Annotated in this window: 31 protein-coding genes; 15 read left to right on the top strand and 16 right to left on the bottom strand. The window is 37.6% G+C overall.

What is annotated here, in order from left to right:
• Nucleotides 1–130: 130 nt before the first annotated feature.
• Both M028_RS0123915 and proC read left to right on the top strand, forming a co-directional pair.
• Entirely contained in the window at nucleotides 131–1,048 is a 918-nt protein-coding gene (locus M028_RS0123915; protein WP_081810875.1) for a DUF1002 domain-containing protein, read from the top strand.
• 66 nt (nucleotides 1,049–1,114) lie between these two features.
• Nucleotides 1,115–1,912, top strand: coding sequence for a pyrroline-5-carboxylate reductase (gene proC, locus M028_RS0123920; RefSeq protein ID WP_026576096.1), 798 nt, complete (start codon nucleotides 1,115–1,117; stop codon nucleotides 1,910–1,912).
• 49 nt (nucleotides 1,913–1,961) lie between these two features.
• On the opposite strand, the gene M028_RS0123925 is transcribed toward proC, so the two are convergent.
• Nucleotides 1,962–2,783: a Cof-type HAD-IIB family hydrolase gene (locus tag M028_RS0123925; protein WP_026576097.1), complete on the bottom strand. Its 822-nt coding sequence runs from the start codon at nucleotides 2,781–2,783 to the stop codon at nucleotides 1,962–1,964.
• Nucleotides 2,784–2,936: 153 nt separating this feature from the next.
• Between M028_RS0123925 and M028_RS0123930 the strand changes: the two genes are divergently transcribed.
• From M028_RS0123930 to M028_RS0123940, 3 genes are all read left to right on the top strand, one after another.
• Entirely contained in the window at nucleotides 2,937–3,125 is a 189-nt protein-coding gene (locus M028_RS0123930) for a hypothetical protein (RefSeq protein ID WP_026576098.1), read from the top strand.
• A gap of 35 nt (nucleotides 3,126–3,160) precedes the next feature.
• Entirely contained in the window at nucleotides 3,161–3,532 is a 372-nt protein-coding gene (locus M028_RS0123935; RefSeq protein WP_026576099.1) for a hypothetical protein, read from the top strand.
• Between the two features lie 371 nt (nucleotides 3,533–3,903).
• Complete coding sequence (locus tag M028_RS0123940) at nucleotides 3,904–5,829, top strand: FUSC family protein (RefSeq protein ID WP_035424617.1); 1,926 nt, start codon at nucleotides 3,904–3,906, stop codon at nucleotides 5,827–5,829.
• 112 nt (nucleotides 5,830–5,941) lie between these two features.
• Here M028_RS0123940 and M028_RS0123945 read toward each other — a convergent pair whose 3' ends face one another.
• Nucleotides 5,942–6,928 (bottom strand): inorganic phosphate transporter, encoded by a 987-nt coding sequence (locus M028_RS0123945; RefSeq protein WP_026576101.1) that lies wholly within the window; start codon nucleotides 6,926–6,928, stop codon nucleotides 5,942–5,944.
• A 37-nt stretch (nucleotides 6,929–6,965) separates the two neighbouring features.
• Nucleotides 6,966–7,580: a DUF47 domain-containing protein gene (locus M028_RS0123950; protein WP_026576102.1), complete on the bottom strand. Its 615-nt coding sequence runs from the start codon at nucleotides 7,578–7,580 to the stop codon at nucleotides 6,966–6,968.
• 244 nt (nucleotides 7,581–7,824) lie between these two features.
• Between M028_RS0123950 and M028_RS0123955 the strand changes: the two genes are divergently transcribed.
• Nucleotides 7,825–9,102, top strand: coding sequence for a VTT domain-containing protein (locus M028_RS0123955; protein ID WP_026576103.1), 1,278 nt, complete (start codon nucleotides 7,825–7,827; stop codon nucleotides 9,100–9,102).
• Nucleotides 9,103–9,132: 30 nt separating this feature from the next.
• Here M028_RS0123955 and serC read toward each other — a convergent pair whose 3' ends face one another.
• From serC to brnQ, 4 genes are all read right to left on the bottom strand, one after another.
• Nucleotides 9,133–10,230: a 3-phosphoserine/phosphohydroxythreonine transaminase gene (gene serC, locus M028_RS0123960; RefSeq protein WP_026576104.1), complete on the bottom strand. Its 1,098-nt coding sequence runs from the start codon at nucleotides 10,228–10,230 to the stop codon at nucleotides 9,133–9,135.
• A 280-nt stretch (nucleotides 10,231–10,510) separates the two neighbouring features.
• Nucleotides 10,511–10,618 carry a YjcZ family sporulation protein gene (locus M028_RS32350; RefSeq protein WP_081810876.1) on the bottom strand — a complete coding sequence of 36 codons (108 nt, stop codon included), beginning with the start codon at nucleotides 10,616–10,618 and terminating at the stop codon, nucleotides 10,511–10,513.
• A gap of 40 nt (nucleotides 10,619–10,658) precedes the next feature.
• The gene (locus M028_RS32355; RefSeq protein ID WP_081810877.1) at nucleotides 10,659–10,760 is read right to left on the bottom strand and encodes a YjcZ family sporulation protein; all 102 of its coding nucleotides are present in this window, start codon (nucleotides 10,758–10,760) and stop codon (nucleotides 10,659–10,661) included.
• Between the two features lie 602 nt (nucleotides 10,761–11,362).
• A complete protein-coding gene (brnQ, locus tag M028_RS0123980) occupies nucleotides 11,363–12,715 on the bottom strand; it encodes a branched-chain amino acid transport system II carrier protein (RefSeq protein WP_026576106.1) in 1,353 nt (450 codons plus the stop codon).
• A gap of 383 nt (nucleotides 12,716–13,098) precedes the next feature.
• Between brnQ and M028_RS0123985 the strand changes: the two genes are divergently transcribed.
• Entirely contained in the window at nucleotides 13,099–13,485 is a 387-nt protein-coding gene (locus M028_RS0123985; protein WP_035424622.1) for a YkvA family protein, read from the top strand.
• Nucleotides 13,486–13,586: 101 nt separating this feature from the next.
• Nucleotides 13,587–15,023 (top strand): MocR-like pyridoxine biosynthesis transcription factor PdxR, encoded by a 1,437-nt coding sequence (gene pdxR, locus M028_RS0123990; protein WP_026576108.1) that lies wholly within the window; start codon nucleotides 13,587–13,589, stop codon nucleotides 15,021–15,023.
• Between the two features lie 50 nt (nucleotides 15,024–15,073).
• Here pdxR and M028_RS0123995 read toward each other — a convergent pair whose 3' ends face one another.
• The 4 genes from M028_RS0123995 to M028_RS31680 are packed head-to-tail and all read right to left on the bottom strand — an operon-like array spanning nucleotide 15,074 to nucleotide 16,383.
• The gene (locus M028_RS0123995) at nucleotides 15,074–15,505 is read right to left on the bottom strand and encodes a YfmQ family protein (RefSeq protein WP_026576109.1); all 432 of its coding nucleotides are present in this window, start codon (nucleotides 15,503–15,505) and stop codon (nucleotides 15,074–15,076) included.
• Between the two features lie 52 nt (nucleotides 15,506–15,557).
• A complete protein-coding gene (locus M028_RS0124000) occupies nucleotides 15,558–15,752 on the bottom strand; it encodes a hypothetical protein (RefSeq protein WP_026576110.1) in 195 nt (64 codons plus the stop codon).
• Nucleotides 15,753–15,786: 34 nt separating this feature from the next.
• Nucleotides 15,787–15,936 (bottom strand): hypothetical protein, encoded by a 150-nt coding sequence (locus M028_RS33060; RefSeq protein WP_155925771.1) that lies wholly within the window; start codon nucleotides 15,934–15,936, stop codon nucleotides 15,787–15,789.
• Between the two features lie 15 nt (nucleotides 15,937–15,951).
• Nucleotides 15,952–16,383 (bottom strand): Gp49 family protein, encoded by a 432-nt coding sequence (locus tag M028_RS31680; protein ID WP_051591228.1) that lies wholly within the window; start codon nucleotides 16,381–16,383, stop codon nucleotides 15,952–15,954.
• Nucleotides 16,384–16,654: 271 nt separating this feature from the next.
• Between M028_RS31680 and M028_RS33065 the strand changes: the two genes are divergently transcribed.
• Nucleotides 16,655–16,795, top strand: coding sequence for a hypothetical protein (locus tag M028_RS33065; RefSeq protein ID WP_155925773.1), 141 nt, complete (start codon nucleotides 16,655–16,657; stop codon nucleotides 16,793–16,795).
• A 233-nt stretch (nucleotides 16,796–17,028) separates the two neighbouring features.
• On the opposite strand, the gene M028_RS0124020 is transcribed toward M028_RS33065, so the two are convergent.
• Nucleotides 17,029–17,349 (bottom strand): thioredoxin family protein, encoded by a 321-nt coding sequence (locus M028_RS0124020; RefSeq protein WP_026576112.1) that lies wholly within the window; start codon nucleotides 17,347–17,349, stop codon nucleotides 17,029–17,031.
• A gap of 121 nt (nucleotides 17,350–17,470) precedes the next feature.
• Here M028_RS0124020 and M028_RS30970 point away from each other — a divergent pair, with 121 nt between their 5' ends.
• The 3 genes from M028_RS30970 to M028_RS0124035 all read left to right on the top strand — a co-directional run bounded on the left by M028_RS30970 (nucleotide 17,471) and on the right by M028_RS0124035 (nucleotide 20,645).
• Nucleotides 17,471–18,385, top strand: coding sequence for a LysR family transcriptional regulator (locus M028_RS30970; RefSeq protein ID WP_051591229.1), 915 nt, complete (start codon nucleotides 17,471–17,473; stop codon nucleotides 18,383–18,385).
• A 74-nt stretch (nucleotides 18,386–18,459) separates the two neighbouring features.
• Nucleotides 18,460–19,314, top strand: coding sequence for an MBL fold metallo-hydrolase (locus tag M028_RS0124030; RefSeq protein WP_026576113.1), 855 nt, complete (start codon nucleotides 18,460–18,462; stop codon nucleotides 19,312–19,314).
• A gap of 131 nt (nucleotides 19,315–19,445) precedes the next feature.
• Nucleotides 19,446–20,645 (top strand): class I SAM-dependent rRNA methyltransferase, encoded by a 1,200-nt coding sequence (locus tag M028_RS0124035; RefSeq protein ID WP_026576114.1) that lies wholly within the window; start codon nucleotides 19,446–19,448, stop codon nucleotides 20,643–20,645.
• Between the two features lie 220 nt (nucleotides 20,646–20,865).
• On the opposite strand, the gene M028_RS0124040 is transcribed toward M028_RS0124035, so the two are convergent.
• From M028_RS0124040 to yedE, 3 genes are all read right to left on the bottom strand, one after another.
• On the bottom strand, nucleotides 20,866–21,204 hold the full coding sequence (locus tag M028_RS0124040; protein WP_026576115.1) for a DsrE family protein: 339 nt from the start codon (nucleotides 21,202–21,204) through the stop codon (nucleotides 20,866–20,868).
• 190 nt (nucleotides 21,205–21,394) lie between these two features.
• Nucleotides 21,395–21,574, bottom strand: coding sequence for a sulfurtransferase TusA family protein (locus M028_RS32360; RefSeq protein WP_269320958.1), 180 nt, complete (start codon nucleotides 21,572–21,574; stop codon nucleotides 21,395–21,397).
• A gap of 69 nt (nucleotides 21,575–21,643) precedes the next feature.
• Nucleotides 21,644–22,975, bottom strand: a complete 1,332-nt coding sequence (gene yedE / locus M028_RS0124050; RefSeq protein WP_081810878.1) for a selenium metabolism membrane protein YedE/FdhT — start codon at nucleotides 22,973–22,975, stop codon at nucleotides 21,644–21,646.
• A 226-nt stretch (nucleotides 22,976–23,201) separates the two neighbouring features.
• On the opposite strand from yedE, the gene M028_RS0124055 reads away from it, so the two are divergent.
• The 3 genes from M028_RS0124055 to M028_RS0124065 all read left to right on the top strand — a co-directional run bounded on the left by M028_RS0124055 (nucleotide 23,202) and on the right by M028_RS0124065 (nucleotide 25,345).
• A complete protein-coding gene (locus M028_RS0124055; RefSeq protein ID WP_026576117.1) occupies nucleotides 23,202–24,077 on the top strand; it encodes a selenium metabolism-associated LysR family transcriptional regulator in 876 nt (291 codons plus the stop codon).
• 181 nt (nucleotides 24,078–24,258) lie between these two features.
• Complete coding sequence (locus M028_RS0124060) at nucleotides 24,259–25,023, top strand: SDR family NAD(P)-dependent oxidoreductase (protein WP_026576118.1); 765 nt, start codon at nucleotides 24,259–24,261, stop codon at nucleotides 25,021–25,023.
• A gap of 16 nt (nucleotides 25,024–25,039) precedes the next feature.
• Entirely contained in the window at nucleotides 25,040–25,345 is a 306-nt protein-coding gene (locus M028_RS0124065; RefSeq protein WP_026576119.1) for an ArsR/SmtB family transcription factor, read from the top strand.
• A gap of 90 nt (nucleotides 25,346–25,435) precedes the next feature.
• Here M028_RS0124065 and M028_RS0124070 read toward each other — a convergent pair whose 3' ends face one another.
• Entirely contained in the window at nucleotides 25,436–26,851 is a 1,416-nt protein-coding gene (locus M028_RS0124070) for a LysM peptidoglycan-binding domain-containing protein (RefSeq protein ID WP_026576120.1), read from the bottom strand.
• Between the last annotated feature and the right edge of the window lie 76 nt (nucleotides 26,852–26,927).

Consider the following 26,927-nt stretch of genomic DNA (forward strand, 5'->3'; position numbering starts at 1 on the left):
GCAACCAATCATAGAAAACAAAAATTAATACGGCTTAAAACCTATTCACATGAAAATCTTAGCATGATAGAGTAAAATAGGTTTCTGTAATAAACCAAGGTCATTTATGGGAAAAGGAGAGACTTAAAAAATGAAATGGAATCGATTTTTAAAAGGAGCGGCAATCGCTGGGGTTCTGATCACAACATTATTTGTAAGAAATTCTGGCATTACTCTTGCCTCCAGTGGTGATAATGACAGCATTAATGAAAAATATGGACCGCCAGTAGTCGTGTACGGGGCACAATTATCTGCTGCCCAAAAAGACGAAGTCAAAAAACTTTTAGATGTGATCGACCCGAGCCAAGTAAGAGAGATCACAGCAACCGGACAAGACCTCGTGAACTATATAAAAGGGGATCCCCATGCCAATATGTATTCCTCAGCAAAAATTACTAGAGATGACACAGGTGAGGGAATTGTCGTCAACATCGTAACCCCTGAAAATATTACCGAGGTTACAAAGGAAATGTATGCAAATGCCTTGTTAACGGCAGGGGTTAAGGATGCAGAAGTAGATGTTGCCTCCCCGATTAAAGTCAGTGGACATTCCGCCCTTGTGGGGATCTATAAAGCCTATGATACCGGAAAAGGTACAAACCTAAATAAGGACCGTACGGAAGTTGCTAGTGAGGAATTGAGCTTAGCAACTAATTTAGCCAAAAAAGAGGGCATGGATTCCGATAAAGTCAGTCAGCTGTTAACCGAGATTAAACAAGAGATTGCCGCACAGCATCCGGCAACGAAAGAGGATATTGCCAACATCGTGGATGAAAAATTAAAAACGTTGAACATCAGCCTGAGTGAGAAAGATCGTCAGCTGTTAATTGACCTATTTGATAAAATGCGTCATCTGAACATCAATTTTGATAACGTACAATCTCAACTCGATAATCTTGCACAAGACGTTAAACAGAAGGTACAAAATGCAGTAGACCAAGGATTTTTTCAAAAGGTCGCGGATTTCTTTCAAAAATTAATAGACGCGATAAAAAGTATTTTTTCATAAGATTTATTCGCCCAATTGGGTAAGCTAAGCAACATATTCAACTTAGAAAATCAAGGTGAAGCAGCAATGAATAATAATAAAAAACATGTTTTGTTTATCGGGGCAGGGCGCATGGCTCAAGCACTTATAGAAGGAGTTAACAAGAAGGAATTTTCCATTCTTGTCGGCAATAATGGAAACCAAGAGCGGCTGCATGACATAAGAGAAACCTATGAGGTGGGAACAACCGATCACTGGCAGCAAGAGGTCAGCATGATGGATATCATCATACTCGCTATGCCGCCAGAATCCCATGATTCGATTCTCGCAAAATTAGCAGAACTCATGAATGGGCAAGTGGTCATCACGGTTGCAGCTGGAATCGGTCCAACTTATCTCGAGTCCAAGCTGCCTAAAGGAACACCTGTAGCATGGGTGATGCCTAATACAGCTGCAAAATTAGGAAAGTCGATGACCTTATATGCACTTGGGCAAAATGTAAAACAAGAACAGCAAGATTGGATTGAAGCCTTGATTAACGGCATTGGTGAATTTGAAAAAGTAACAGAGCAGCAAATTCATGAATTGACAGCTGTCACCGGAAGCGCTCCGGCCTTTATCTACCGAGTCGCGGAAGCACTTGAAAAAATCACATTAGAGTCCGGTGTCAGTCAGGAACAAGCAAGGAAACTAGTGGCAAACATGATTGCCGGCTCTGCAGAAATGCTAAAAACCAATGCGGATCCTGCTGAACTGGCAGATGAAGTGGCCACCCCGGGCGGTTCTACGGCTGCTGGTTTAGAGGTTTTGGACACCAACCATTTAGACCACCTAATGATCGATGCGATTGAAGCATGCCGCCAAAAAGCAATGGTTCAAGATTAACCGAACACAAAAAAGCCTTCCATTCTGATGAATGTGAAGGCTTTTTTGATTAATGCTGCCCAACCGGAGTCTTCGTTAAATGCAGTAGATGACGGACTGCATAAGCAAAACCGTCTTCATCATTTGTTTTTGTAACTAGGTCCGCTTTTTCTTGCACATAAAGGGGGGCATTACCCATTGCAACCGATATATTGGCTACTTCAAATTGACCAAGGTCATTCCCGCCATCACCAAAGGCTATGATCTCATCAAAAGATAGCCCCAACATTTTTTGGTACTTCAATAGGGCCTTTCCTTTGTGAGCGTCTCCTGACGTTATTTCCACATTATTCGGAAAGGAGGAAGCCATCGTAATCGGAAATTTACCTGTTAACGTCGCTTTTATTTCATCGACTTTTTCGAGTTGGTCATTGTGCACCAAAGCAATTAATTTATAGATCTTCAACTCTTTAAGTTCAAGAATTTCATCATAATTGTATTCTTGAAAAAACGTGTCGAGTTCTTCTTTACTCTTATCTTTTAATGGAGGCAAAGTGGAAGGAAAACCACCATGATTCGTGTAGACAAGAATACCTGCGCCTAAATTTTTCAAAATTGGAAGAAGTTCTTTAAAGGTGGAAATCGACAAAGTCGCCTCATACAACATTTCATTTGTCCGTGAATACAAAACAGAACCATTTATACAAAAAATAGGAATCTCCAAATTTTGCACGGCTTTTAGTTGAATGACATCCGCCAAAGCTCTTCCAGTGTTTAAAATAAGCTCATGACCTTGCGCTTTTAATTCGTTTAAAGCTTTTTCGTTTTCTTCAGAAATTTCATGGTCAGAGTTTAATAGTGTTCCATCTAAATCAATAGAAATACATTTCATTTAAAAAAAGTTCCTTTCTATTCCTCATTAAGTCTACTATATCAGATTTTCCTTTATAAAAGTTTAGTAAAGCATTGGAGGATGCGGGCATAAGAAATAAAAATTTATTAATACTAAAATGGTAAAAATAATAAATAAGGGAGTAAAACATCCATGAAAAAGGCGATTATTTCTTTCATTTTCGTTTTCCCGTTTACCATGGTCAATACCGCTTCTTTTGCCGGTACGGAAGCGGGAAATAAGCTGACTTCTCTCTTGAAAGAGCATATTTTAGTTTTAGGTAAGGGCAAGGTGCTGAAATTCTACACTTTTCATGATAATAGTAGTACCATATATTTATAATAGCTATATTTGAAAAATCCCAAGGAGAAGAAAAAATGAGTCTTAATAAGGAAGAGCTACTTAGTTTAAGGGAAAAGGATCATGGCCTTTATGAAAAAACGGTTCAGACAGGGTTAATAGAAAAAAGACTGGAATTTCTTGATGTGTTTGAAGATTATTTTCGTGAAAGAGGATTTGTCATTCGAAAGAGGAATGATTCAGTCAGAGCCTCTTTTGACATCCTTCATTTTAAGGCATTTACAGATGAAACTGGAAAAATAATGATTACGAAAGGGAAAGAAGAAATCGCAAACATCTACATTCATTTTGATGGAGTTACTGATCTTGATTTTTATTATACAGGAAGCAATTTCGAGATAAGGTTTGACAGCCCATTAGCTATACTGGAAAGTATTTTTCAGATTTAAGTTACCAATTAGCGGATTCTACTTAGAGGCACCACCAAATTTTGGGTAGAGGGCACTGATAATCAATGATTATCAGTGTTTTTTCTTTGAAAAGAACTCGTAGCTTTTCTTTTTAAAAATTTATTTTCCACTTTCGCTATTTTATTTTCCACATCCTATTATTGAAACCCACTTTTTGTTGTACCAATGTTCTTGGTAAGCCTCAATTTTATTCTTCACGCATTTTTGATTATTTTTCATACAGATATGGAGAAATGGGAAATATAAACAGACATCACGATATTCACAATGACTTAGAAAAATCAGACAGCATGCTGTCTGGTTTTTCTAATGTTTATTTTCTTAAACATCATAGAGAGGAGGCGACCCGAATGGGAGAAAACAAAAATGGTTCTCTTAAAGTCACTTCCATTATCAGACAAGCGTTAAAGGTAAATAAGATGCCATTCCCTTGGTTGAAAGCATTTTGCGCGGGATTGGCTGCATCGTTACCCATTATGATTGGATTACTCCTGGGGAATTTTCATTATGGATTATTAGCCGGAATGGGGGGATTTACTTATTTATACGTCTTTCATATTCCTTATGCTCAAAGAGCAAAAAAGTTATTCTTTGTCTTACTGGGGATAACCTTCGTTACGTTCTTAGGAACAGTTGCAGCTCCACACCCACTGGCAGCCGCTATTTTAATGGGGCTCATCGGAGGTATTGGAATCTTTATTTTTGGTGCTTTAAAAATTAAAGGACCATCCGCCATCTTTTTCGTTTTAATTTTTGCGATGACATCAGGTATGCCCGTTCAACCTGAACTTGCTCCACTGCGGGCCGGTCTTGCTTTTCTTGGCGGCGCTTTATCATGGGTGATTGCCATGATCGGTTGGTTTTTTCATCCCCATGCTCCTGAACAAGATGTGGTAAAACGAGAATATGTAGAACTGGCATCCTTTTTTGATTCAATTGGCTCCAATAACTTGAATACTGCTAGACAACGAGTAATGACCGTTTTTAAAGAAGCGGAAGAAATGCTTGCAGCGGGATACATATCATGGCGTAAAACGGACCTTTTTCAACGATTATATTTATTACATAATCATGCAAATTTGATCTTTATGACTGTCCTAGAAAACATTCCAGAAGAGCATACAAAATTGCCGCCAAAAATGGGTGAATCGATTCGTAATATAGCCCAATCACTTGAACAGAACGGACGTGGGGAAAAAGACGTAGAGCAAAAAAACATGGATCAATCCAAAAACACGATATGGGCAAGAATCTATGAGGCTGAAGCGATTTTGCAAAAACCAATTACCGAACTAGGCCCAGAGATGGAATTGTCGAAGCAATCTCTAAAAACGATTTTTTTAGGAGCCTTTGATAAAAACTCGTTTGTTTTCATTTCAGCCTTACGTTTTGGCGTCGTTACCATGATTGCTGCCATTATCGCGTATAAGTTTGGCTTTAATCGGGCCTATTGGATACCTTTATCCTGTGTAGCGGTCATGTCGGGAGCTACAATCGTGTCTACCTACCATCGGGCGATTCAAAGAGGAATAGGTACAATCCTTGGGATTCTCATCGCAAGCCTGGTACTCTCAACACAGCCAACTGGATACATGATTGCTTTCTTTGTTCTGCTTTTAACCTTTATAACAGAACTATTTATTGTCAAAAATTATGGGCTAGCCGCATTGTTTTTTACGCCCAATGCCTTATTGATGGCGGAGAGTGGAAGTCAAGGAAACTATAGCTTTTCCTTTTTTGCATCTGCCAGAATTCTTGACGTCATCATTGGAATTGTGATTGGTATTCTAGGGGTCTTATTGCTAGGGAGGCGGTCTGCTTCAAGTCGTCTGCCGCATAACATCACGAAAACGATAAGAAGCCAGGCACAGTTTTTATTTATCCTTTTCTCAGACAAAGGAGAAGGTTTTGATGCGGGAAAAAGCAGAGAGCGAAGTAAAATGAGGACGAATCTTAATAATTTACGAACTATGTATGATACAGCAACAGGTGAGATTCCGGTTAATCAAAAGGCTTTAGAGTATTATTGGCCCATTATTTTTTCCATCGAACAGCTAGGGTACTTATTGGAAAAATGCTCGCTACTGTCGAAACGTCCGGTTCTTAGTGACGATACTCTTGCTCAATTGTTTTATGTGTTTGAAACAATGGCGAATGCCGCCGACCGAGAAACATCTCCATTGATAAAAAATGTTCCGAAAATTGTTGAATTCCCAAGTATAGAAAAGGAAATCAATTCCTTACAGCATGCATTTCAATTAAATATTAAGAAATAAGGCCACAATTAGATGATGTTTCTGTGCACCTAAAAAAAATCCCATCTGAATTTAAATCAGATGGGATTTTTATGATTGTCCATGAGGAAAATCAAGTCACCTAAATAAAGTATTATAAAAAAATCTTTATGATGGTTATGAAAATGCCAGCAATGGCAGCAGAAATCGGTAAGGTAATCACCCATGTTATGACCATTCTTCCTGCAACACCCCAATTGACACCTCGAAATCGCTTTGCAGATCCAACACCTAATATCGAACAGGAGGCAACATGAGTAGTTGAAACGGGAACACCTAATAAAGTTGCTCCCTGCATGACGGCAAAGGATGATAAATCTGCAGCAAATCCATTAATGGGTTGTACTTTAAATAATTTTTTAGCTACCGTTTTAATAATCCGCATACCGCCAATCATGGTACCAAGGCCCATTGCTGCTGCGCAAATGACCTGAACCCATAAAGGGACATCAAGGGTTGAATGATATCCGGCTGCCACAAGTGCAAAAACAATAATCCCCATTGTTTTTTGACCATCATTTCCCCCATGTGAAAATGCAGCTAATCCTCCGGCTATAATTTGAATCGAACGAAAACCACGGGTGGCACGGTGAGGATTCGCATTTTTGAAAAGGATTCTTAATATTTTCATGAGAATAAAGCCTACAAAAAAAGCTAAAAAGGGAGAAATAATTAAACCTTTAATAATGTCAGTGAATCCTACCCAGTTGATGGAATGTAGTCCTGATCCAAAAATAACAGCTCCTGCGACTGATCCAATTAATGTGTGGGATGATGAAGAAGGAATCCCAAAATACCAAGTAATCAGATTCCAAAAAATTGCAGATAGTAAGGCGGCAATGACGATGGCCATTCCATTTTCAATATGGAAGGGATCAGCGATTTTTCCACCGATTGATTTTGCTACTGCTTGAGAGGTGATTGCACCGATAAAATTTAAAACCCCCGCAAAAATCACAGCAAAACGTGGTGATAGAGCTCTTGTAGAAACCGACATGGCAATTGCATTTGCCGTATCATGAAAGCCATTAATGAAATCGAAAGCTAAGGCAAGAATGATGATGATAACAATGATTGTCATGAGATCCTCCTTAAGTTAATTTTATTTTCAGTTGAAATTAGGAGTTCTTCATAATAATGGTTTCTAATGTATTGGCTACAGATTGACAGTAATCGGCGATATCTTCGAGCTCTTCATAAATTTCCTTATATTGAATAATTCGAATCGGATCTTTTTCAACCTCGAACAAATGTTTAATGGATTTTCGTAGGATTCCATCACATTTTGACTCAATATCTTTAATTTTGATTGAATGTTCCCGAATGGGTTGTAGTTTTTTGGATGATAACAATTCGATGGCTATGTCGATTTCATCTGCACATTTTCGGATCCCTTCAACAAATTGGAGCATGAATTCGTCTGCATTGGTAATAGAATACATTTCAAAAAGAGAAGCAGTATGCTCTAATCCATCTAAAACATCATCCATTGTCATGGTTAGTGCTAGGATATCTTCGCGTTCGATTTGGGTAATGAAGGCATTGTTTAATTCTTGGATGACTTCATGAACATAGGTATCTCCTTTGGTTTCATATTCCTTCATTTTTTCAGCGAAGATTTTTAGATCGCTGACGTTGTTAAGTTTGTAATCAGCGAAAAAATAGGCACTTTCTTTTAAATTTAATGAAATATTACTTAGGTAATTTGCGAATTTATCTTTCTTTTTTGCCATTTTATTTCCTCCACAGCGCTCAAAGAGTATTTTGGGTAAATAAGATACTAAATTATTTTTCCAATAAGGGTAATATCCATTCATTTTATTTATAAGCAAGCTTGGTCTATAAATTAAATTGTACGTTCTCTGTATAATGGATTAATAATTCATGAAAATGCCAAATCTATTTATCAATCGTGCTACATTGATGTTAGGACTAATGATTTAGTTCGTTTCTCTTAAAAATTTGGAGGCATTATCTATGTCACATTTAATCACTTTATTTGAACAGCATAGTTATCTGATTCTTTTTATCGGGATTTTTCTTGAACTTATGGCTCTACCTATATCTGGGGAGTTTTTAATGAGTTATGCAGGATATTTTGTCTATCAGGGAAAAATGAATTACATTATGGCACTCCTGACCGTTTTTTTAGCAGGTGGTGCAGGTATTACAGTTACGTACTGGATTGGGAGGGCAGGGGGATATAAACTGATCGAAAGATACGGGAAATATATTCATCTAGGACCTGAACGTTATAGAAAAACAGCTGCCTGGTTTGAACGATCCGGAAGTAAATTATTGGTCATTGCTTATTTCATTCCGGGAATTCGACATTTCACCGGTTATATTTCAGGTATTTCCAAAATGCCGTTCCGAAAATTTTTTATATCAGCTTATATTGGTTCGTTCCTTTGGGGATTCTGCTTTATTACACTTGGAAAGGTATTGGGGCCTCGCTGGCAGGTTTTCCATCATGCAGCTAGTAAATATTTTGTCATTTTTATTATTATTTTTGCCATAGTATTAGCAGGGTATTTAGTGTATCGTTTTTATAAAAATCAAATTAAGGACTTTTTCATTCGTTTCGTAAAATGGTTAATCTTTCGTTTTAAAACGATCCGGGCAACTGAAATCTTTCTTATTTTTCTTACGCTCGCTTTTATTGGGTTGGTTACCCTAATGTTTGGAATTGCACAAGACTATCTAGCGAATGACTTTTTAGAATTCAATGAAGTAACGGAATATCTGGTTAAGTCTGCGGTATATTTGGGATGGATGAGAGGCTTTTTAGTGTTACAATTTCCTTATCTTCTTGGAATCATCATAGCGATAACCGTTATTCGGGTATGGAGAAAAGGGCGGAATAGGGGATTAGAGTATTTACTGCTTGTTGTTACTGTCGGAGGAGCAAAGACCTTTCATGAATTGCTCATGGAGGCCTTCCTATACCTTCAGTCTTATGGTTTCGTAGGGAAATTTCATTCAGCTAATTTTCCTGATCTAAATGCGATGATTTTCATCATCATTTATGGAACATGTATCTTTTTACTTGTCCGGCATTCTAAAGCGAATATCACAACGATTATGGTACCCTTATTTGGGATTATTCTATTAGTCTGTGTAACCATAGCAAACATTGTAACGACTGATGTTCTTCCAAGCGATATAATGGGTGGGTATGTCTATGGAGGAGTTTGGATCTTTTTTAACTTCTTATTGTTTGAAATGTTTCGGCTTGTATTGGAAAAAGAATGAGACTGCTAGTTTTAGCAGCCTCATTTTTTATTAGTTATTTTCCTTCTGAAACTTCACCATAAAATCGCTAAATGCCTTACAAGCTTCATAAGGAACTGCATTGTAAGTAGACACGCGGCAGCCGCCAATAGAACGGTGACCGTTTACGCCGACGAACCCTTCTTGTTTTGCTTGTTCTAAGAATTTCTTTTCTAATTCTTCATCTTTTAAGTTGAAGGTGATGTTCATTAATGAACGGCTGTCCTTTTCGGCATGGCCGATGTAGTAACCTTCACTTGAATCGATTGCATCATAAATGAGTTTTGCTTTTTTCTCATTTAGCTCAGCAATCGCCTCTATTCCACCCAACTCTCGAGCCCAGTTAAGAACTTCGCCAAGCATATAAATGCCAAAGGTTGGTGGTGTGTTATACAATGAATTGTTTTTAGAGTGCGTGCTATACTTCAGCATTGTCGGGATATTGCTATTCGCTTGTTCAAGGAAATCTTTGCGAATAATCACAACGGTTACGCCTGATGGACCAAGGTTTTTCTGAGCACCAGCATAGATTAAAGCAAATTTGCTGACATCAATTGGTCTAGAAAGAATATCACTCGACATATCGGCAATCAACGGAACGTCTCCAGTGTTTGGGTATTCCATCCACTCCGTACCGTAAATCGTATTGTTGGAAGTAATGTGCACATAGGCATCATCCTGTTTATACTGCAATTTATCAAGCTTAGGAATGCTGCGATACTTGTCTTCTTTCGTAGATGCAGCTTGATATGCCTCCCCAAAGAGTGCGGTTTCTTTTAATGCTTTTTCAGACCAAGATCCTGTCATCACATAGGCCGCTTGTTTTCCCGGCTGTAAAAAATTCATCGGAATCATAGAAAACTGAAGACTCGCTCCACCTTGAAGGAGAAGTACTTCATAGTTTTCAGGAATAGACAGCAATTCTCTTAAATTGCTAATTGCTTGATTATGTACTACTTCATACGCTTTGCTGCGGTGGCTAAGTTCCATCACAGACATTCCCGTTCCACGGAAATCAATTAATTCTTGTTGTGCTTTTTCCAGAACGGAAATCGGTAAGGCAGAGGGACCAGCATTAAAATTATAGGCACGTTTTGTTTGTAGTTTCATTATGAACTCACCTCAAATTTTGATTTACTTGAATATAACATATTTTTTTAATTTTTAGGATAAATATTTTGTTGCGGGAGGGAGTAAATCATGGTAAGAAAGGGTTTCCAATGTTGTATTAATGGGAATAGGAATGAGGATTATTTTTTTAAAAAAAGAGGTCAACAGTCCAATTTCTTCGTATTTATAAATTGTTGAATACGTAAGTAATGTAATAGGAAAAAAGCCTTTTTCAGGCTTTTTCCTTCTTAAAACCCCTAATTTTAGGGTCTTAATCAAATTAATAAAAACAAGCTGCTCCAACAATGATTAAAAGAATGAACAAAACAACGATTAAAACAAAAGAGCTGCCGCCGCCATATCCATAACCGTATCCACCAAAGCACATAGGAAGTCCCCCTTTTCATTAGAAATTGAAATTCACTTTTTTAATAAAATCCGCCACCCATGAAAGCTGCGCCTACAATGATTAGCAGGATAAACAATACAACGATTAAGGCAAATGCTCCTCCGCCTACACCATCAGACATAATATCGAACCTCCCTTCACCAGTTAATAACAAAATATGTGAAAAGTAAAAAATTGGAAGGGCACCTTTTAAAAAAGGCTAGAATGTAGGGACATTATTATGAATTTTCCTTTTGAATAAGCCCAGTGGGGTCTATTAAGCAGCCGTTAAAAATACATCAACAAGGTACCGCAAGCTTGGTTAATGCATAAGCTTAACTGTACCTCACAAAACATTAGTAATCTCACCGGAAATTAAAAAGGTCCCTTTAACAGGACCTTTTTGAATTTTATAGACAGTTTCTAAATTCAAATTTTCTATAAGAACAATAAAAGGGGGGCTGACCCCATTATTTATACATTTTTTAGATTTGTTTTAGAGGTGGTTTAGATATGTTGGGTATGATGAACTTAAAGGTATGAACTAAAAAATTAAAAGGATTGAATTGGTTTTAAACCATTTTTAAGGAGATATTTTATATGTCAATTAACTTCTCCATTCGTTGACAGACTGGACCTTAAACAGTAGCTTCAAGAGTTGACCACGAAAGGTTTTTCAATATAAAAATAATAAACATTAGAAAAGGGCTATCAAATAGCAAAGATTTGATGGCCCTTCTCTAGTTATCGTATTTCCATTTTTTTTAACCGTGTTGGCCACAAATAGCCGATAATGGCTCCAACAACTGCTGGTAAGATCCATCCAAGCCCAATATCATAGAGCGGTAAATAATTTACATAAAACGATTTAATCGATTCGAATAAAGCAATAGTAGCTCCCGGTAAACTGCTGACTAATGTGCTGTAACCATCGAAGATACTTACAAAAAATGTTAGGAGCATCGTCACTGCATAAACACTTCGTTTATTGCCAAAAAGTGGTGAACAAAGTGCCAATAAGATAAGAACTATGGCCAGTGGATACAAGAACATTAATACTGGGATCGCGAATTGAATGATATTCGTTAAGCCGAAGTTTGCGATTATGAACGAAACAAGACAAAGGATTGCCACGAACCATTTATAGCTTACCTTTGGAAAAACTTCATGGAAAAATTCACTGCATGAAGTGATCAGTCCGATGCTCGTTTTTAAACAAGCGAGTACGATAATGATAGCCAATAAAATGTTGCCGAATGAACCGAAATAAAACTGAGCTACCTCCGCAAAAATCAAACCGCCATTATCGAATTTCCCTATTGCTGAAACACTGGATGCCCCCATATAGGTGATGAGTCCGTAAATAAGCATCATAAGTCCCATCGCAAAAATGCCTGATTTCCACGTCGCTTTTGCAATTGATTTCGGGTCTGTAATGCCTTGGCTCTTAATTGCGTTAATGACAACAATACCGAATGCGAGGGAGGCCAAGGCATCCATTGTGTTATAACCTTCTTTAAAGCCTGTAATAAAAGCAAGACCGCTATAGTCGCCTGTCGGTTTACCAAAATGGCCCATTGGTTTGACGATGGCAATGATGATTAACACGAATAAAAATACTAAAAACGCTGGTGTTAAATATTTTCCAATATAGTCCATAATTTTTGCAGGATTTAATGAAAAATAATAGACAATTGCAAAAAATAAAAAGCTAAAGAGTCCAAGATAAAGACTAGTGTGCGCTGGATTAATATACGGTTCAAACCCAACAACGAAAGGTACTGTTGCAGTACGTGGAATCGCGAAAAACGGCCCAATTGTTAAGTATAGCGCCATAGCGAAAACGACTCCAAAAACCGGGTGGACGCGGCTTGCTAAGTCTCGCAAGCCATTACTTCCAGATAGACCAATCGCTAGAATTCCCATAAAAGGCAGCCCAATGGCTGTAATTAAAAAGCCGATTAGTGCCGGCCAAAAGTTCGTTCCAGCAAGCTGTCCCATCTGGATAGGGAAGATCAAATTTCCCGCACCAAAGAATAGTCCGAACAACATCGTACCAATGACAGCATAGGTTGAAAATGGAATTTTTTGTGGCATACAAATTGCTCCTTCTAAATATTTAATGTTGTTGTTTTTCTAAAATAATATAATAATATAATAATTTCGTAATTATTGAAAGGGCGTATTAACATTTTCAATTCTTTCCTTAGGTGTTCTTTCCTAATTATTAAGAATTTACTTCCCAATTCTTTCTATTTTTATACTTTTTTTAGATTTGCTTTAGAGTCCTTTTAGACCCGACGATGATACATGATGAACAGAAATAGTTTTGAAGGAGTGATTTTATGGCATGAGAAGACTAAGTATAACGAAAAGAATGTATTATATTCAGTTAAAATATGTCTGCGGTGGTCAATACTAACGGATAGAATAAAATTCGCATAATATATAAGAAATCGTTCATTTTTAAGGAGAAAAGCATGGGTAAAATAAAGACTTGGGCGAAAAATTTGAAACGAAAAATATTTATTCTTTACTTTGCATGCAAAGATAAAAGAGTTCCTTGGTATGCAAAAACATTCACGGCTGGTGTTGTCGCCTATGCCTTCAGTCCCATTGATTTAATCCCCGATTTTATACCAATCCTAGGCTACCTGGATGATATTATTATTGTTCCATTGGGAATTATGTTTGCCTTAAAGATGATTCCTAAAAATGTAATTTCTGATTGTGAACGGAAAGCAGAAGAAATGCTGAAAAAGGGAAAGCCGAAAAATTGGGTAGCTGGTTCGCTCATTATCAGCATTTGGAGTCTATTTATCCTCTGGCTGATTATAAAGGGATATCAAATTATGCAGGGGCAGTGATCAAAACACTGACCCTTGTTCTTATTTTAAATGCTTTTTTTTTGATCTTGAAAAAGTATACAATAGTTTTACAGAGTAAATGGAAATAGAGGATGTAACCAATGGATTGGAAACCGGATCGAGAATCGAAAATACCTATTTATAAACAACTGGCTGACTATATCGAAAACGGGATAGCAGATGGAACCTTTCCTCCTGATAAACCACTGCCATCTGAAAGAGGTTTGGCGAAAGAGCTTGGAATCAACAGAAGCACGGTTATTTCTGCCTATGACGAATTGGAAGCAAATGGACTCATTGATCGGAATAGAGGCAGTGGAACAACGGTCAGCAAAGATATTTGGGGGATAGCCAAGAAACGGATTCCTAGCTGGAATCGGTACATTGAGGCAGGTTCCTTTCTACCTAATTTGCCTGTCACTCAAAGAATCCATAAAGAAATGGTCGAGCAAAATCTAATTAATTTAGCAAGTGGGGAATTGTCTCAGGATCTTTTTCCGCTGACTTCCCTAAGAGAGATTACTTTCAACCGATCGTTTATCGGAACATTGGGATATGATCATCCCAAAGGGAATGTGATCCTCCGGCAAACGCTAGCGAATCATGTGAAACAGTTTCGCAGTATAGAAACGAACCCATCATCGATCTTAATTACATCAGGGGCACAGCAAGCTTTGCATCTTGTCGTCCAATGTTTATTAAAACCTGGAGACGCCGTTGCGATTGCAAACCCATCCTATCATTATAATCTGCCTGTATTTAAATCAGCCGGAATCAAAACCTATTCGTTAAAAATGGATAAGGAAGGGATTAACCCTATAGATATAACGACATTGTATAAAAAACATCGAATCCGAATGATTTTTATGAATCCTATTTATCAAAATCCCACAGGGACGCTAATGTCGGAAGAAAGGAGAAAAAAGGTTCTGGAGTTATCCTCCGAATATGGAATTCCGATTGTAGAGGATGATCCGTACAGTTTAACCTCTTTTACAGGGGAAAAGATGCAAACGCTCAAATCATTAGACCGGAACGGAAATGTATTATATATTAGCTCACTAACGAAAATTGTTGCTTCAGGTCTGAGGATTGGATGGATTATTGGTCCAAAAGCGGTGATTGAACGGTTATCAGATGCTAAGCAGCAGGTTGATTATGGACATGCAAGTTATACACAATGGATTGCCAATGATTTTTTAGATTCAAGCGATTTTGAATATCATATAAAAAATTTAGTGAAGCAGTTAGAAAGCAGAAGAAATCAAATTGTCGTCAGTCTTGAGTCATTTTTAAAAGATCAGGTTGATTTTTATATTCCTAATGGCGGAATTCATATTTGGTGCAGGATAAAAAAGGAAGTGAATGAAAATCAATTGCTAGAGGAATCCATTAAAAGAGGGGTCATCTATGTACCCGGTTCAACAATGGGCTCAGAGAAGGGATTTGTTCGATTTACTTTTTCAAGGGAAAAAGAAGAAAATATCCATAAAGGAATTAAAAGATTTGCTGATGCTTTGAATGCTGTTACAAAATGATAAAAATTAGAAAAGGCGGTCATATAGAAGACCGCCTTTACTTAATTTTGTTATGCAGAAAAAGACCATTTTTGAAGGCTTTTTGAAAGCAGTTGATAGGCTATTACCTTTTTCTTGTACTGTTTGACTACTTCCACATTGTGCTTGGAACAGTACACAAATACCCTTACATCTTTTTTACCTTCTTTTGTTTCAATGACGAAGGGAAGTTCACTGTTCTCAGGGTGTAAATATAATTCCTCTGTTCCCGGATAAATATAATGCTTCTTTAAAAATGTAGCCTCATTAAATGATTGAAGTACGCCCATTTTGTTTTCACCTTCAAGTAGTTTCCCGCCAAAGGTAACGACGGCATTCATGTTGGTAAGTTTTGTATGAGTTTCAAATTTATTGATTAGCCATTCCACTGGACCGGTTGGAAGACAGGTCATTAAAATTTTTACCAGACTGACGAGTACAATCGAAATCACAGCCCATGTCATCTTTCATCATCTCCGTTTAATGTATTCCAATAAAGTAGTGGACCCTGTTTATTTACAGAGTCAACCAAATATAGATTCCTAGTGAAATCAGAGCGATAAAAATAATGACTACATAAATTAAGGTTAAGTTCGTTGTATTTCTTTTTGTGGATTTACTGTAGTCTTCATCTGGTTTTCCGGTTACAAATAGGGTCAAAACGACAGAAATAATTAAAATTAAGATAACTAAACCTATCAATATATTCATGTTGCACCTCTTAAAATTTACTTTCTTTAGAGTTCTACTTTTTTATAATTAAATCATATCGTAACCGGATGGAATGATAACCATCCAATTTGACTAAAAAAAGACCATCCACTTTGAGGCGTGTTTCAGCAGACCAATAGCTTAAATAATCCGTCAAATGAGAAAGGGCCAGTGATTTGCACATCACTAGCCCCTCTTATTAATACTGAAATTTATAGCCTTCTAATTCCGTAATTCTTTGTTTGATCCGATCTAAACAATTCTGGGTATTCGTGTCTTTATTGTAATATGCTGCATCTTGGCAAGTAGTTGATTCTGTAAGGACAAAACCGTTTGCAAATTGGACCGCAACCATTGTACATTTGCCAAAAAGCTCAACGATTTCTATTTGCGCGTTTTCCATCATCGAATCAATATCCGCCAGTGTAATTTCTTGTTTTTGCACTTGTGCCTTTGGACTTACTGAAGCAATAAATTTATATTCCGTTGGTTCAAATGCGATTTCAAAGGCTTGCTCTGAAAGTTCAATGATTTCATTGGTTGTTAAATTTTTAACCTTCACAATCCCATCATTCGTTATCTCTAATAATTCTACTTTATTATCCGTTCCTTTTACCCGGTAAACCTTCAATTTCTGTTCCCCCCATACCCATTTTCCTTCAAAATGTCTAATAAGGCATCACCCTCTGGTAGTTGATTTTTTCATGAATGATCAACTTTTTTTATTAGCTTATTCAGGTCTAAACCGAGCGGTGAAACCTGAAAGTGCGGAAAAAAGAGGGTATTTGAAGTTTAGGGTCATAAGGAATATTCTCGAGAATCTATAAAGAGTATAAATATTCAAGGGGATAATAACGAATCCTAAAAGTGTATTTTTTAATCTATTTAAATGAGGTGAAACCATGACTAAGAACAATCCGATTGAGTATACAGGTAAAGTACTGGACCAAAGAAACGACCTTACGGGTCCAGATGATGCAGGAAAGGGAAACTATCCAAATCCGCCCAAAAAAGTAACGATACAACAGCAAAAACAGGAATAATGAGCAATAGTTTAATGAGACCAGAGCTGGTTTAAGACAGTATTTGGATTAACATAAGCGGCTTCGCTTCCGCTATATTATAAAGCTTAGAATTCTTTTTATGGATCTAACCGTATAAAATAATGCTAGGCACCAAAAAATTGGATGGTGCCTGGCATTTTTCTGCTGCTAAAAGCAGCCTTTTAGGATGTACCATGTCAAGGTTTAATCAGAAGATTTGTGGAAAAAAATTCCTAGTCAACCAAGCCGTATTTTTTTAAGGATTCCATCAGCATTTCTTTAGGTTGAAAACCTGTTATCCGCTTCACCAGCTTACCATCTTGAAAAAACAATAATGTCGGAATTCCTAGTACCTCAAACTGACTTATAAACTCCTCATTTTCATCGGAATTCACTTTTACTATTTTTAATTCCAATTCCTCGTCAATTTCTTCCAAAACGGCTCCAATCATTCTGCAAGGAGGACACCATGGAGCCCAGCAATCAATCAGCACTGATTTACTTGTTTGGATTTCCTTCAGAATTCCTTGCCCCTTTGCATGTAAGATACTCATGAAATTTCCTCACCTTTCATATTTTCTTGCTTGTAGTATATGATGAGTGATAATATAAGTAAAATTAATACTTTTAATTTCTTAAATAAGTAAAAGCTAATGGATATAAAAGAGGGAATCTATGACCATTTTTCAATTAGAAGTTTTCTTAAAGGTAGTTGAAACGAAAAGTTTTACAAAAGCCGGGGAGCAAATCGGCCTTTCCCAATCTGCCGTCAGTCAAGCAATAGCAGCTTTGGAATCCGAGTTAAATATAAAATTATTAAACCGACACAGGAATGGGATTAGTGTTACAGAAATTGGAGAACGTATCACGAGCTTGATTAAGGACTTGCTAACGATTAAAACAAAAATTGTAAACGAAGCAAGCGGAATGACAGCCGTTGAAACAGGAACGATAAAAATTGGAAGCATTTCAGGTATGTCAACGAAACTATTACCAGGAATGATCAGTTCCTTTAAAAAACGGTTTCCAGGTGTAGATGTCACTCTTTATGAAGGAAATTATGAAGAAGTGAAAAATTGGATTAAATTGTCGGTTATTGATGTCGGTGTGGTCACAGAGGAAAAGCATGAATTTGAATTTATTCCCTTATTACAGGATAAAATGGTTGTAATTGTTCCGGAGCAACACCCTTTGGGAAATCAATCGCCTATACTAGTAAAAGAAATCGGTAGTGAGCCTCTGATCATGCCAAAGGAATGTGATCGTTTACTGCGTGCAGTCTATAGGGAACAAGGAATAACTCCCAACATTCAATTTGAAGTCAGTGACATAGCAACCATCATTGCCATGGTTCAAGAAGGGGTTGGTATTACCATACTTCCGGAGTTGGCAATTCCCTCAACCTTGCCGAAGGTTACTCCTTCATACTTATCACCTCAAGTGTACCAAAATCTAGGTCTTGAGGTCCGTTCATCAGAATACATTAGTCCAGTCCTAACCGCTTTTATTCATGAAGCACAAGAATTTACAAAAAACTTATCTCTCAAATTATTTAACAGCTATCATTCTGTTATTGTGAAAAAAAGATAATTTCTTTTGGAGCTCTTCATTAAATAAAAAGGGAAAATAATAATAAATGCAAGTAATCAAAGGGGGAATCAGTTATGCATTCAATTGAGAAAATAGGTAAGCGCTTTTGGTATATCACTCCAATTTCTGAGACGGACAGGCCCATTCTTGGGATGGTGGTTGGGGATCACAAGACATTGATGATTGATGCAGGTAACTCCGAAAACCATGCCCAATATTTTTTAGCAGAACTTTCAAAAAGGCAAGTCCCAAATCCTGATATAGTCGTTCTAACACACTGGCATTGGGATCATATCTTCGGCCTTCCAGCATTAACAAATACAGTATCTTTTTCCTCCAAAGAAACAAAAGAGGAAATGGAGAAATTCATTCATCTTTCATGGTCGGATGAGGCGATAGATGCAAGGGTGGAGGAAGGAACAGAGATTGAATTTTGTGCGAAGGCAATTAAGCAGGAATACACTGACCACCGAGATATCACCATTGTCCTACCCGATGTAGTTTTTGAAAATCAAGTGGAGATAGACCTTGGAGGAGTAACCTGTATAGTTCAGCAGGTTGGAGGTGATCACGCCTCAGATTCTGTCATCGTGTATATCAAAGAAGAAAAGATTTTATTTTTAGGCGACTGCATTTATCCCGATATTTTTTCGGAAAAAGAAAACTATACAATCAAGGAAACACTTCAACTTTTAGATAGATTAGAAACATTTGATGCAGATACATATGTCCTTTCCCATTGGAAGCCGATTTCAAAAGAGGAATTTAATCAGGAAGTTACCTTGCTAAGAACGATTGCAAGAATTACTGATACTTATAGCGGGGATCAACAGAAAATACAAGTCGAATATGAGAAATACGTAAAGAGAGAACTTACAGAAGATGAAATGGTAACAATCACCGATTTTGTGAATGGATATCAAATGTAAAGTTCAGAATGGAAGCACCGACCTTTGGTGCTTCTTTTTCTGTAAACGGAGAGAAGGTTGTGACAAGTTTTCTTTTAAATTATGTCTACATATGTAACAATAGAATGTAACTTAAGGTAAGGATGGAGATCATGGGATCAGAAGTGAGTGTAAAGGTGAAGGCATCGTTCGTTAACAAGTATAAGGAAGGTTATCCCCTTATATCGAAACAAGTGATTAATAACGCATCTGATTTAATAGAAGAGGGTATGTTGATTAACCTTGTTGATGAAGAACATACATTTATAGGAAAAGGTTATTACGGTAAGCAAAACAAAGGGTATGGCTGGGTGCTTACTCATAATAAGGATGAAAAGATTGACCAATTGTTTTTTGAAAGAAAGATTAGGGCTGCATTAGACAAAAGAAAATCGTTTTTTAAAGATCAAGAAACGACCGCCTTTCGAGTATTTAATGCTGAAGGTGATGGAATCGGCGGCTTAACCATCGATTATTTCGATGGCTATTACTTAATCAATTGGTACAGTCGAGGGATTTATACGTATAAAGACCATGTGCTTGCAACACTTAAGAATCTAGTTGAATATAAAGCAATTTACCAGAAGAAGCGCTTTAATATTGAGGGAAAATATATCGAAGAAGATGGATTTGTGGATGGAGAAAGAGGACAGTTTCCTATTATTGTCAAAGAAAATGGGGTTAATTTAGCTGTCTACTTAAACGAAGAAGCAATGGTAGGTGTTTTTCTTGATCAACGCGATGTGAGGAGAACAATTCGTGATAAGTACGCTAAAGGAAAGACTGTATTAAATACCTTTTCGTATACCGGGGCATTTTCTATTTTTGCCGCAATGGGTGGTGCTGCAAAAACTACCAGTGTTGACTTGGCTAATCGTAGTTTACCGAAGACGATTGAGCAGTTCAGTGTGAACGGAATTGATTATGAAGCCCACGATATTATTGTGGAAGATGTTTTTCATTATTTTAAATATGCTGGTAAGAAAAAGCTAACCTTTGACATGGTAATCCTTGACCCTCCTAGTTTTGCAAGGTCTAAGAAATTTACCTTTAGTGCAGAAAAGGATTATAAAAATCTCCTGAAAGAAGCGATTGCGATTACAGAGAATAATGGGGTAATTGTCGCTTCGACAAATTGTGCTGCGTTTGACATGAAAAAATTCAAAGGTTTTATTGATGCTGCATTTAAGGAGAGCAACAGGAAATACCGCATAGAAGAGGAATTTTCATTACCACAGGACTTTAAAACAATTAAGCAATTTAAGGAAGGAAACTACCTTAAAGTTGTGTTTATTAAAAAGCTTAATGGCTAGAGGAATAAGTTAAAGGTAATGAACTGCACCTCAATTTTGGATGTTATCCAATAATTGTAGGTGCAGTTTTTGATATGTCTTAATTTATGGCTGATGTATAAAAAGTATGTTGTAATAATTGTCCTATTTTGTTGCATTAAAGCACCCGATTGTTGTATCTCAACATTGTTTAGATTTAATTAAATAAATGACAGATACCTAATGGGAAACCTCTTCAAAATCAAGATAAGGTTAGGACCTCATATTTTGAGGCTAATTCAATAAAATGGTCCATCCCGCTGATTTTCCCAGCTACAAGGTTATCATTTAGCTCATAAAAGTCTACACATGTTTTACACGCAAGAACGTCAACACCCTTTTCTTCCAGTTCTTTTAATTGGAGAGAAACAAGCGAGTTTTCTGTTAGTGTAAACACACCTCGGTTCATACAAAAAACAGCCGCAGGCAGTTCTTCCTTTTGCTTAAGAATTGTAAAGAAGGTTTCTAATATTCCTTCACCTAGTCCTGGTTCTCCTTTGCCAAGCTGATCTGAAGAGAGTAAAATGACTTTGTTTTTCAATTTCTTCACCTCATTGATTTAATACCACTATGTTAGCATATTTAATTAGGGAATAACTACCTTTTCTATTCCATGGTGTAATAGCTTCGGTGCCGTTTCTTAATTATAAAAATAAGTAACGGTGGCAGACTTTTTTCGTGTCTGCCACCGTTACTTTTTAAAGGAAGAGATCGCTTTTGTAAACGGTCTGCTATTTTACTACCTTAATATAAAAATAGATATCCTGCCCGACTCTTTGCGGCTCTTTCAGAAGCTGATAGCCATGTTTGACGGCTTCTTCAGGAACACTTCGAAAGGATTGCGGACAATCTGCGATAACTTGTAAGACTTCCCCGATTTTCATGGTTTTAAGCGCATCCAGCGCAAATATGACAGGGTACGGTCATGGCTCGCCGCGAATATCAAGCGTGTAGTTGACATCCATTACCTGGGACATGTATTAAGCCTCCTTTGTAACGTGAGAAACCCGCTCCGTTTTTTGATATTGGATTCCTTTTCCGTAACGGAACCGCTTTTGCCACCAATTTGATAGGAAGAACCAAACAGCAAGCATGGCCAGTGTTCCGAATAGTGCTCCCATTGGTCCCCATTGTTCGATTAAGTTCACTTTTGGCCAATTTTCCACAAGTGCATGATAGATGCCAAGATGATCCCAGCCATAGGCAAGAGCTGTAGCGCCTACGATATTACCTACGCCTACCACCCAGAATAACAATTGGCCTTCCATTGCACGATACATCATGCCAGTCTCACAGCCACCGGCAAGTACAATGCCAAACCCGAACAGGAGTCCGCCAATAGCCGTGCTAGGAGCAGCCATTTTGATTAGGGCGACTGAGCCGTTTTGAATATAGATAAAAGTTACGATAACACTAATCATCATCCCAACGGAAATCGCCTTGGACATTACAGCCCGTCCGCTGACCCATAAGTCACGGAAAGCAGAAGTGAAACAAATTTGCCCGCGTTCAATTAGAATCCCGAATAGGGCTCCTGCTATACAGGCAACCGCCAGAAGTGATTTGCCTGTTGCGAAAAAGTAAAGAATAACTGCAAGATACAGACAGGCAAAAATAAGACCAAGCACAGGTTGTATATTCCTCTTTTTTACATTTGAGGTGATAACTGGGCTCATCGACCCTTTCATCAGGGTCGGTTTTCCACGCCACCATTTGGTATTTACAACCTTAACGCCAAAGTAGGTTCCAATGGCAGTAGTCAACATAAAAATCCAAGAATGGAATGAGAACTGAGGCACACCCGTAAAAAAGGCAGCCAAGTTGCATCCTAGGGCAAGGCGTGCGCCAAACCCTGCGATGATCCCTCCCATAAAACCTTGTACTATACGCCGCTTTTGTTTGGGTACGCGAATTTTAAAACTATTGCTTAGTAGAATCATAATCAGTGCGCCAACGAGCATCCCAATGACAATCCACCCATCGGTCCGACTGAGGGGAGTCCCCTTGATGCCCACCAGTTGAAAATACGCCCATTGCGACACATCAACACCGAACCATTGTAAGATATGCCCACCTAACCTGGTGAATTCCCCCGTAACTGCCCAAACTGTACCTGTAATTCCAAAGTACAATGCACTGACAAGACCTGCAATACTGATGGCTATGTAGGGATTCCAATATTCCTTGAAAACTTTCCGATAAAGATTCATTAACCTATCTCCTCCTTTTTGGTCAATAACATGAGAATCGTCCTTATGAAATTGTCCAATCATGCTGATGCATACAAAAATGCCCGGAGATATCCAGGGCATTCTGAGGGTTTCATTTATACATTAATATAACGGTCATTTTGACTATTACGCAATTCGAAATATCGATAAGATAGATTTATAAGTATCGAAAGAATAGATAGTTGGGGCGAGGGGCTGTAATGGTAGAAAAAATGGTATGATGGGATTAATTCGATTTATCGATTTTATCAATCACTATTTATCGATTAATTAAATACAAATAGGTCTAAACAGAGGGGATGATCCAATGGATTTACACCAGCTTTTTGTCTTTACAAAGGTAGTCGAGCATAAAAGCTTTTCTAAGGCAGCAGAGGATATCTTCTTGAGTCAATCAACGGTAAGTTCACATATAAAAGCATTAGAAAGAACTTTGAATATGAGACTGTTTGATCGGGTCGGGCGGGAGATTATCCTTACGCCTTATGGGAGCCGTTTGTATCAATGGGCATTAAAATTACTTTTTTTAAAGGATGAAGCCATGCTCGACTTAAAAGAAGGGATGAATGAATTGAAGGGAATGATACGGGTTGCGGCAAGTTCTGTTCCAGGGCAATTTATTCTTCCAAAAATGATCAAGGACTTTAGAGATCAATATGCGAATGTGGTGTTTCAAATTGAACAATCTTCTTCAAAGGTTGTGATCGATAAAGTGCTAAATGGTACGGTTGATGTGGGATTATTAGGTGGGAAATTTGAAAATGATAAACTTTGTTATTCTCGACTGTTTAAAGAAAAACTGGTCCTCATTACTTCAAATCAAACAAAGATTAAAGGACCAGTCACGATTCAGGAACTTGTGAAATATCCCTTTATTATGAGAAAATCCGGATCAGGAACACATGCTATGGTCGAGAAATTATTAAAAAAAAAAAAAATCTCTAAAGAACAAATGAACATCATTGCCTATACAGAAAGCGGTCAGACATTAATTCAGTTTGTAATGGCTGACATTGGCATTGCCATTATTTCAGAAATAGCCGCTAAAGAATATGCAAAAAAACAATTACTTAAAATGCATGAAATAGATGGCTTCGATGATGAAAGATATTTTTATCTTGTTTATAACAAGTATAAAACACTGTCGCTGCTTTCCAGATTATTTATTGAGAATGTTAAATAGATGCTTGAGTCATGATCAGAAAAATTCAAAGCATAAGTAAATGATTATAATTAGTGATCTTTCTCTCAATGTAATTGACATTGAGAGGATATTTAATTATTATATGTTTAAATGTTTAAACATTTGAACATAACTAATCTATTTTTTAAATAAAATACAAACCATTTGGAGGAACGAGTGAGTGAATAGGACAGCATTAATTACTGGAGCTACAAGCGGCTTAGGATATGAGTTCGTAAAACTGTTTGCTGCTGACGGATACAATCTTGTTCTAGTTGCAAGAAATCAACAAAAATTAGAAGAAATCAAACATACCTTTACCCATATAGAAGTTACAGTCATTGCTAAAGACCTAAGCTTACCTGGAGCAGCTAATGAAGTTTTTCAAGAAGTTGAAAAAAAGGGAATTCATATCGATGCTCTGATTAACAACGCTGGCTTTGGATTAATGGGGAACTTCGATGACCTAAACCTTCAAAAGCAATCAAAGATGATTCAACTAAATATTACAGCATTAACAGAATTAACCTATTATTTTCTGCCAAGTTTAAAACAACGGAATAAGGGGAGAATCCTGAATGTCGCCAGTACAGCCGCATTTCAGCCGGGGCCATTAATGGCTGTCTATTACGCCTCAAAGGCATTTGTTCTTTCCTTTTCAGAAGCACTTGTGGAAGAGTTAAAAGGAAGCAGCGTTACGGTTACAACTCTATGCCCTGGTGCCACAAAGACCAATTTTGGTTCTGTTGCCAGTGTGGAAGGAACAAAAATGTTCAGTCGGGCCATGTCCTCAAAAATAGTAGCTCAACAAGGTTACCAGGCAATGATGCGAGGGAAACGGGTAATTATTACAGGTGGATTAAATAAAGCTGGTGCACTTGCAGCAAAGTTTTTGCCAAGGAGCCTGGGAGCAAAAATTGCGATGTATGTCGCTGGTGAAAAGTAAGGGGGCTCTTGGAGTTATGACAAAACAAGCGATTGATGTTTTTAGGGCGTGTATTCCGTTATTTAACACGTTAAGTGACCCGGCAAGGCAGGATATTATTCTTTTGCTGGCAGAACAAGAACCGTTAAGTGTAAATGAAATTGCTGAACATTCCAGTTTATCGAGACCAGCGATTTCTCACCATTTAAAAATCATGCGGGATCTCCAACTCGTTAAAATTGAACAAAAAGGAACTCAGCGTTATTATTCACTTTCTTTAAATCAAAGTATAGAGCAATTGAAGGAGTTAATTGAAATAGTCGAGAGTGAATGTATTCTTTAAAGTGTAAAATGGTTCTGTTTCATTTATTGCCTGGATGAAGGACATTTCACGGGTATCCCAAGATTTGTCCTTCATATCCCAGATTCACCATTACAAAGCTAATTTTTTTATCGTAAAATTGTCATTCAATAATGCCCAGTTTTGTGGATATGGATAACCTAATGCCCAGTAACTGACACCACGCAGGTTATATTGCTTCACCATGTCAAACTTAGCTTGAGCACTACGTGCATCTTCAAACCAAACTTCATGCCCCCGGCCTTGCTCATCTACATAGCGAAAAAATGGTGATTGTGCGGTCGTATCATATTGAATAGAAGCACCATATTTAACGGCCCTTCTTACCGCTTCTTGAGGGCTAAACGTCTCGGCTTCTTGGCCCTGAACATGTGGGAGAAGCCAATCACGGGCATAAATTTGGAATCCTAGAAATATTTTTTCTGCTGGCATAACAGATAAGGCATATTCCACAACTCTTCGCATTTGGTTAATAGGAGAGATTGCTTGCGGAGGGCCGAGTCGATATCCCCATTCATAGGTCATAAGCACCACGAAATCAGCAATTCTCCCATGTGCCTCATAATCGTGTGCTTCATATAACAGCCCTGCTTGGGTTGCACCTACCTTTGGTGCAAGAGCAGTTGAGACCAAATATCCTTTTGGATGCAGACGGTCAACAGCTAATTGTAAAAATTGATTATAATTCTCGCGGTCCTCCGGGTGTACATTTTCAAAATCAATGTTTAACACTTTATAGCCCTTAGAATCCATCACTTGAAGAGCATTGGTAAGTACTTTTTCTCTTAAATCTGGATTGGATAAAACAACATGCGCTAAATTTGATCCAGCTTGTGTGGAGGTGAAATTTGTGATCGCCAACATGGGTACGATATTTTTAGATTTTGCCGCATTAACCATTACCTGGTCATTCATCGGTTGTAATGTCCCATCTTCCTTGATCATATAAGCAAATGGGCTAAAATAAGTAAGTAGATGCCCAAATTCATTAAAGTTTTCGACAGTTGTTTCGTTCGATTGATACGTATAAGCATTTACTTCAATCGTTGGTTTTGTTCTTGGGATTGCCAATTGCATACCCGGATAAATCGTGTTAGGGTCTTGAATGTGATTTTCACTGATGATTGCCTGAACCGTGGTACCATACCTGTTGGAGATTTGCCATAAGGTCTCCCCTGATTGAACGATATGTGTAATTGCAGGAATAAATAGTTTGGTCCCCGGATATAAAACATTTGGATTTGTTAGTTGGTTCGCTTGGATAATCGCCTGAATCGTGACGCCGTATTGTTGAGAAATAGACCATAAAGTATCCCCATACTTAATGATGTGGGATGTCCCAGGTTTTGGAATAACTAACGACTGTCCTATTAGTAATTGATTTGGGTTGGGTAACCCATTTAATTGAACTGTTGTATTCATATTTACAGCATAGCGGTTGGTAATTTGCCAGAGCGTCTCTCCAGCGCTCACCACATGTATGATCATTCGGACTCCCCCTAGGCGTTTTCGTTAATGCATAATATGTAATCACCAATAAAAGGTGTTTTACCTTGGGTTTGAC

The sequence above is a fragment of the Bacillus sp. UNC438CL73TsuS30 genome, from assembly GCF_000482325.1.
Taxonomy (GTDB): domain Bacteria; phylum Bacillota; class Bacilli; order Bacillales; family Cytobacillaceae; genus Neobacillus.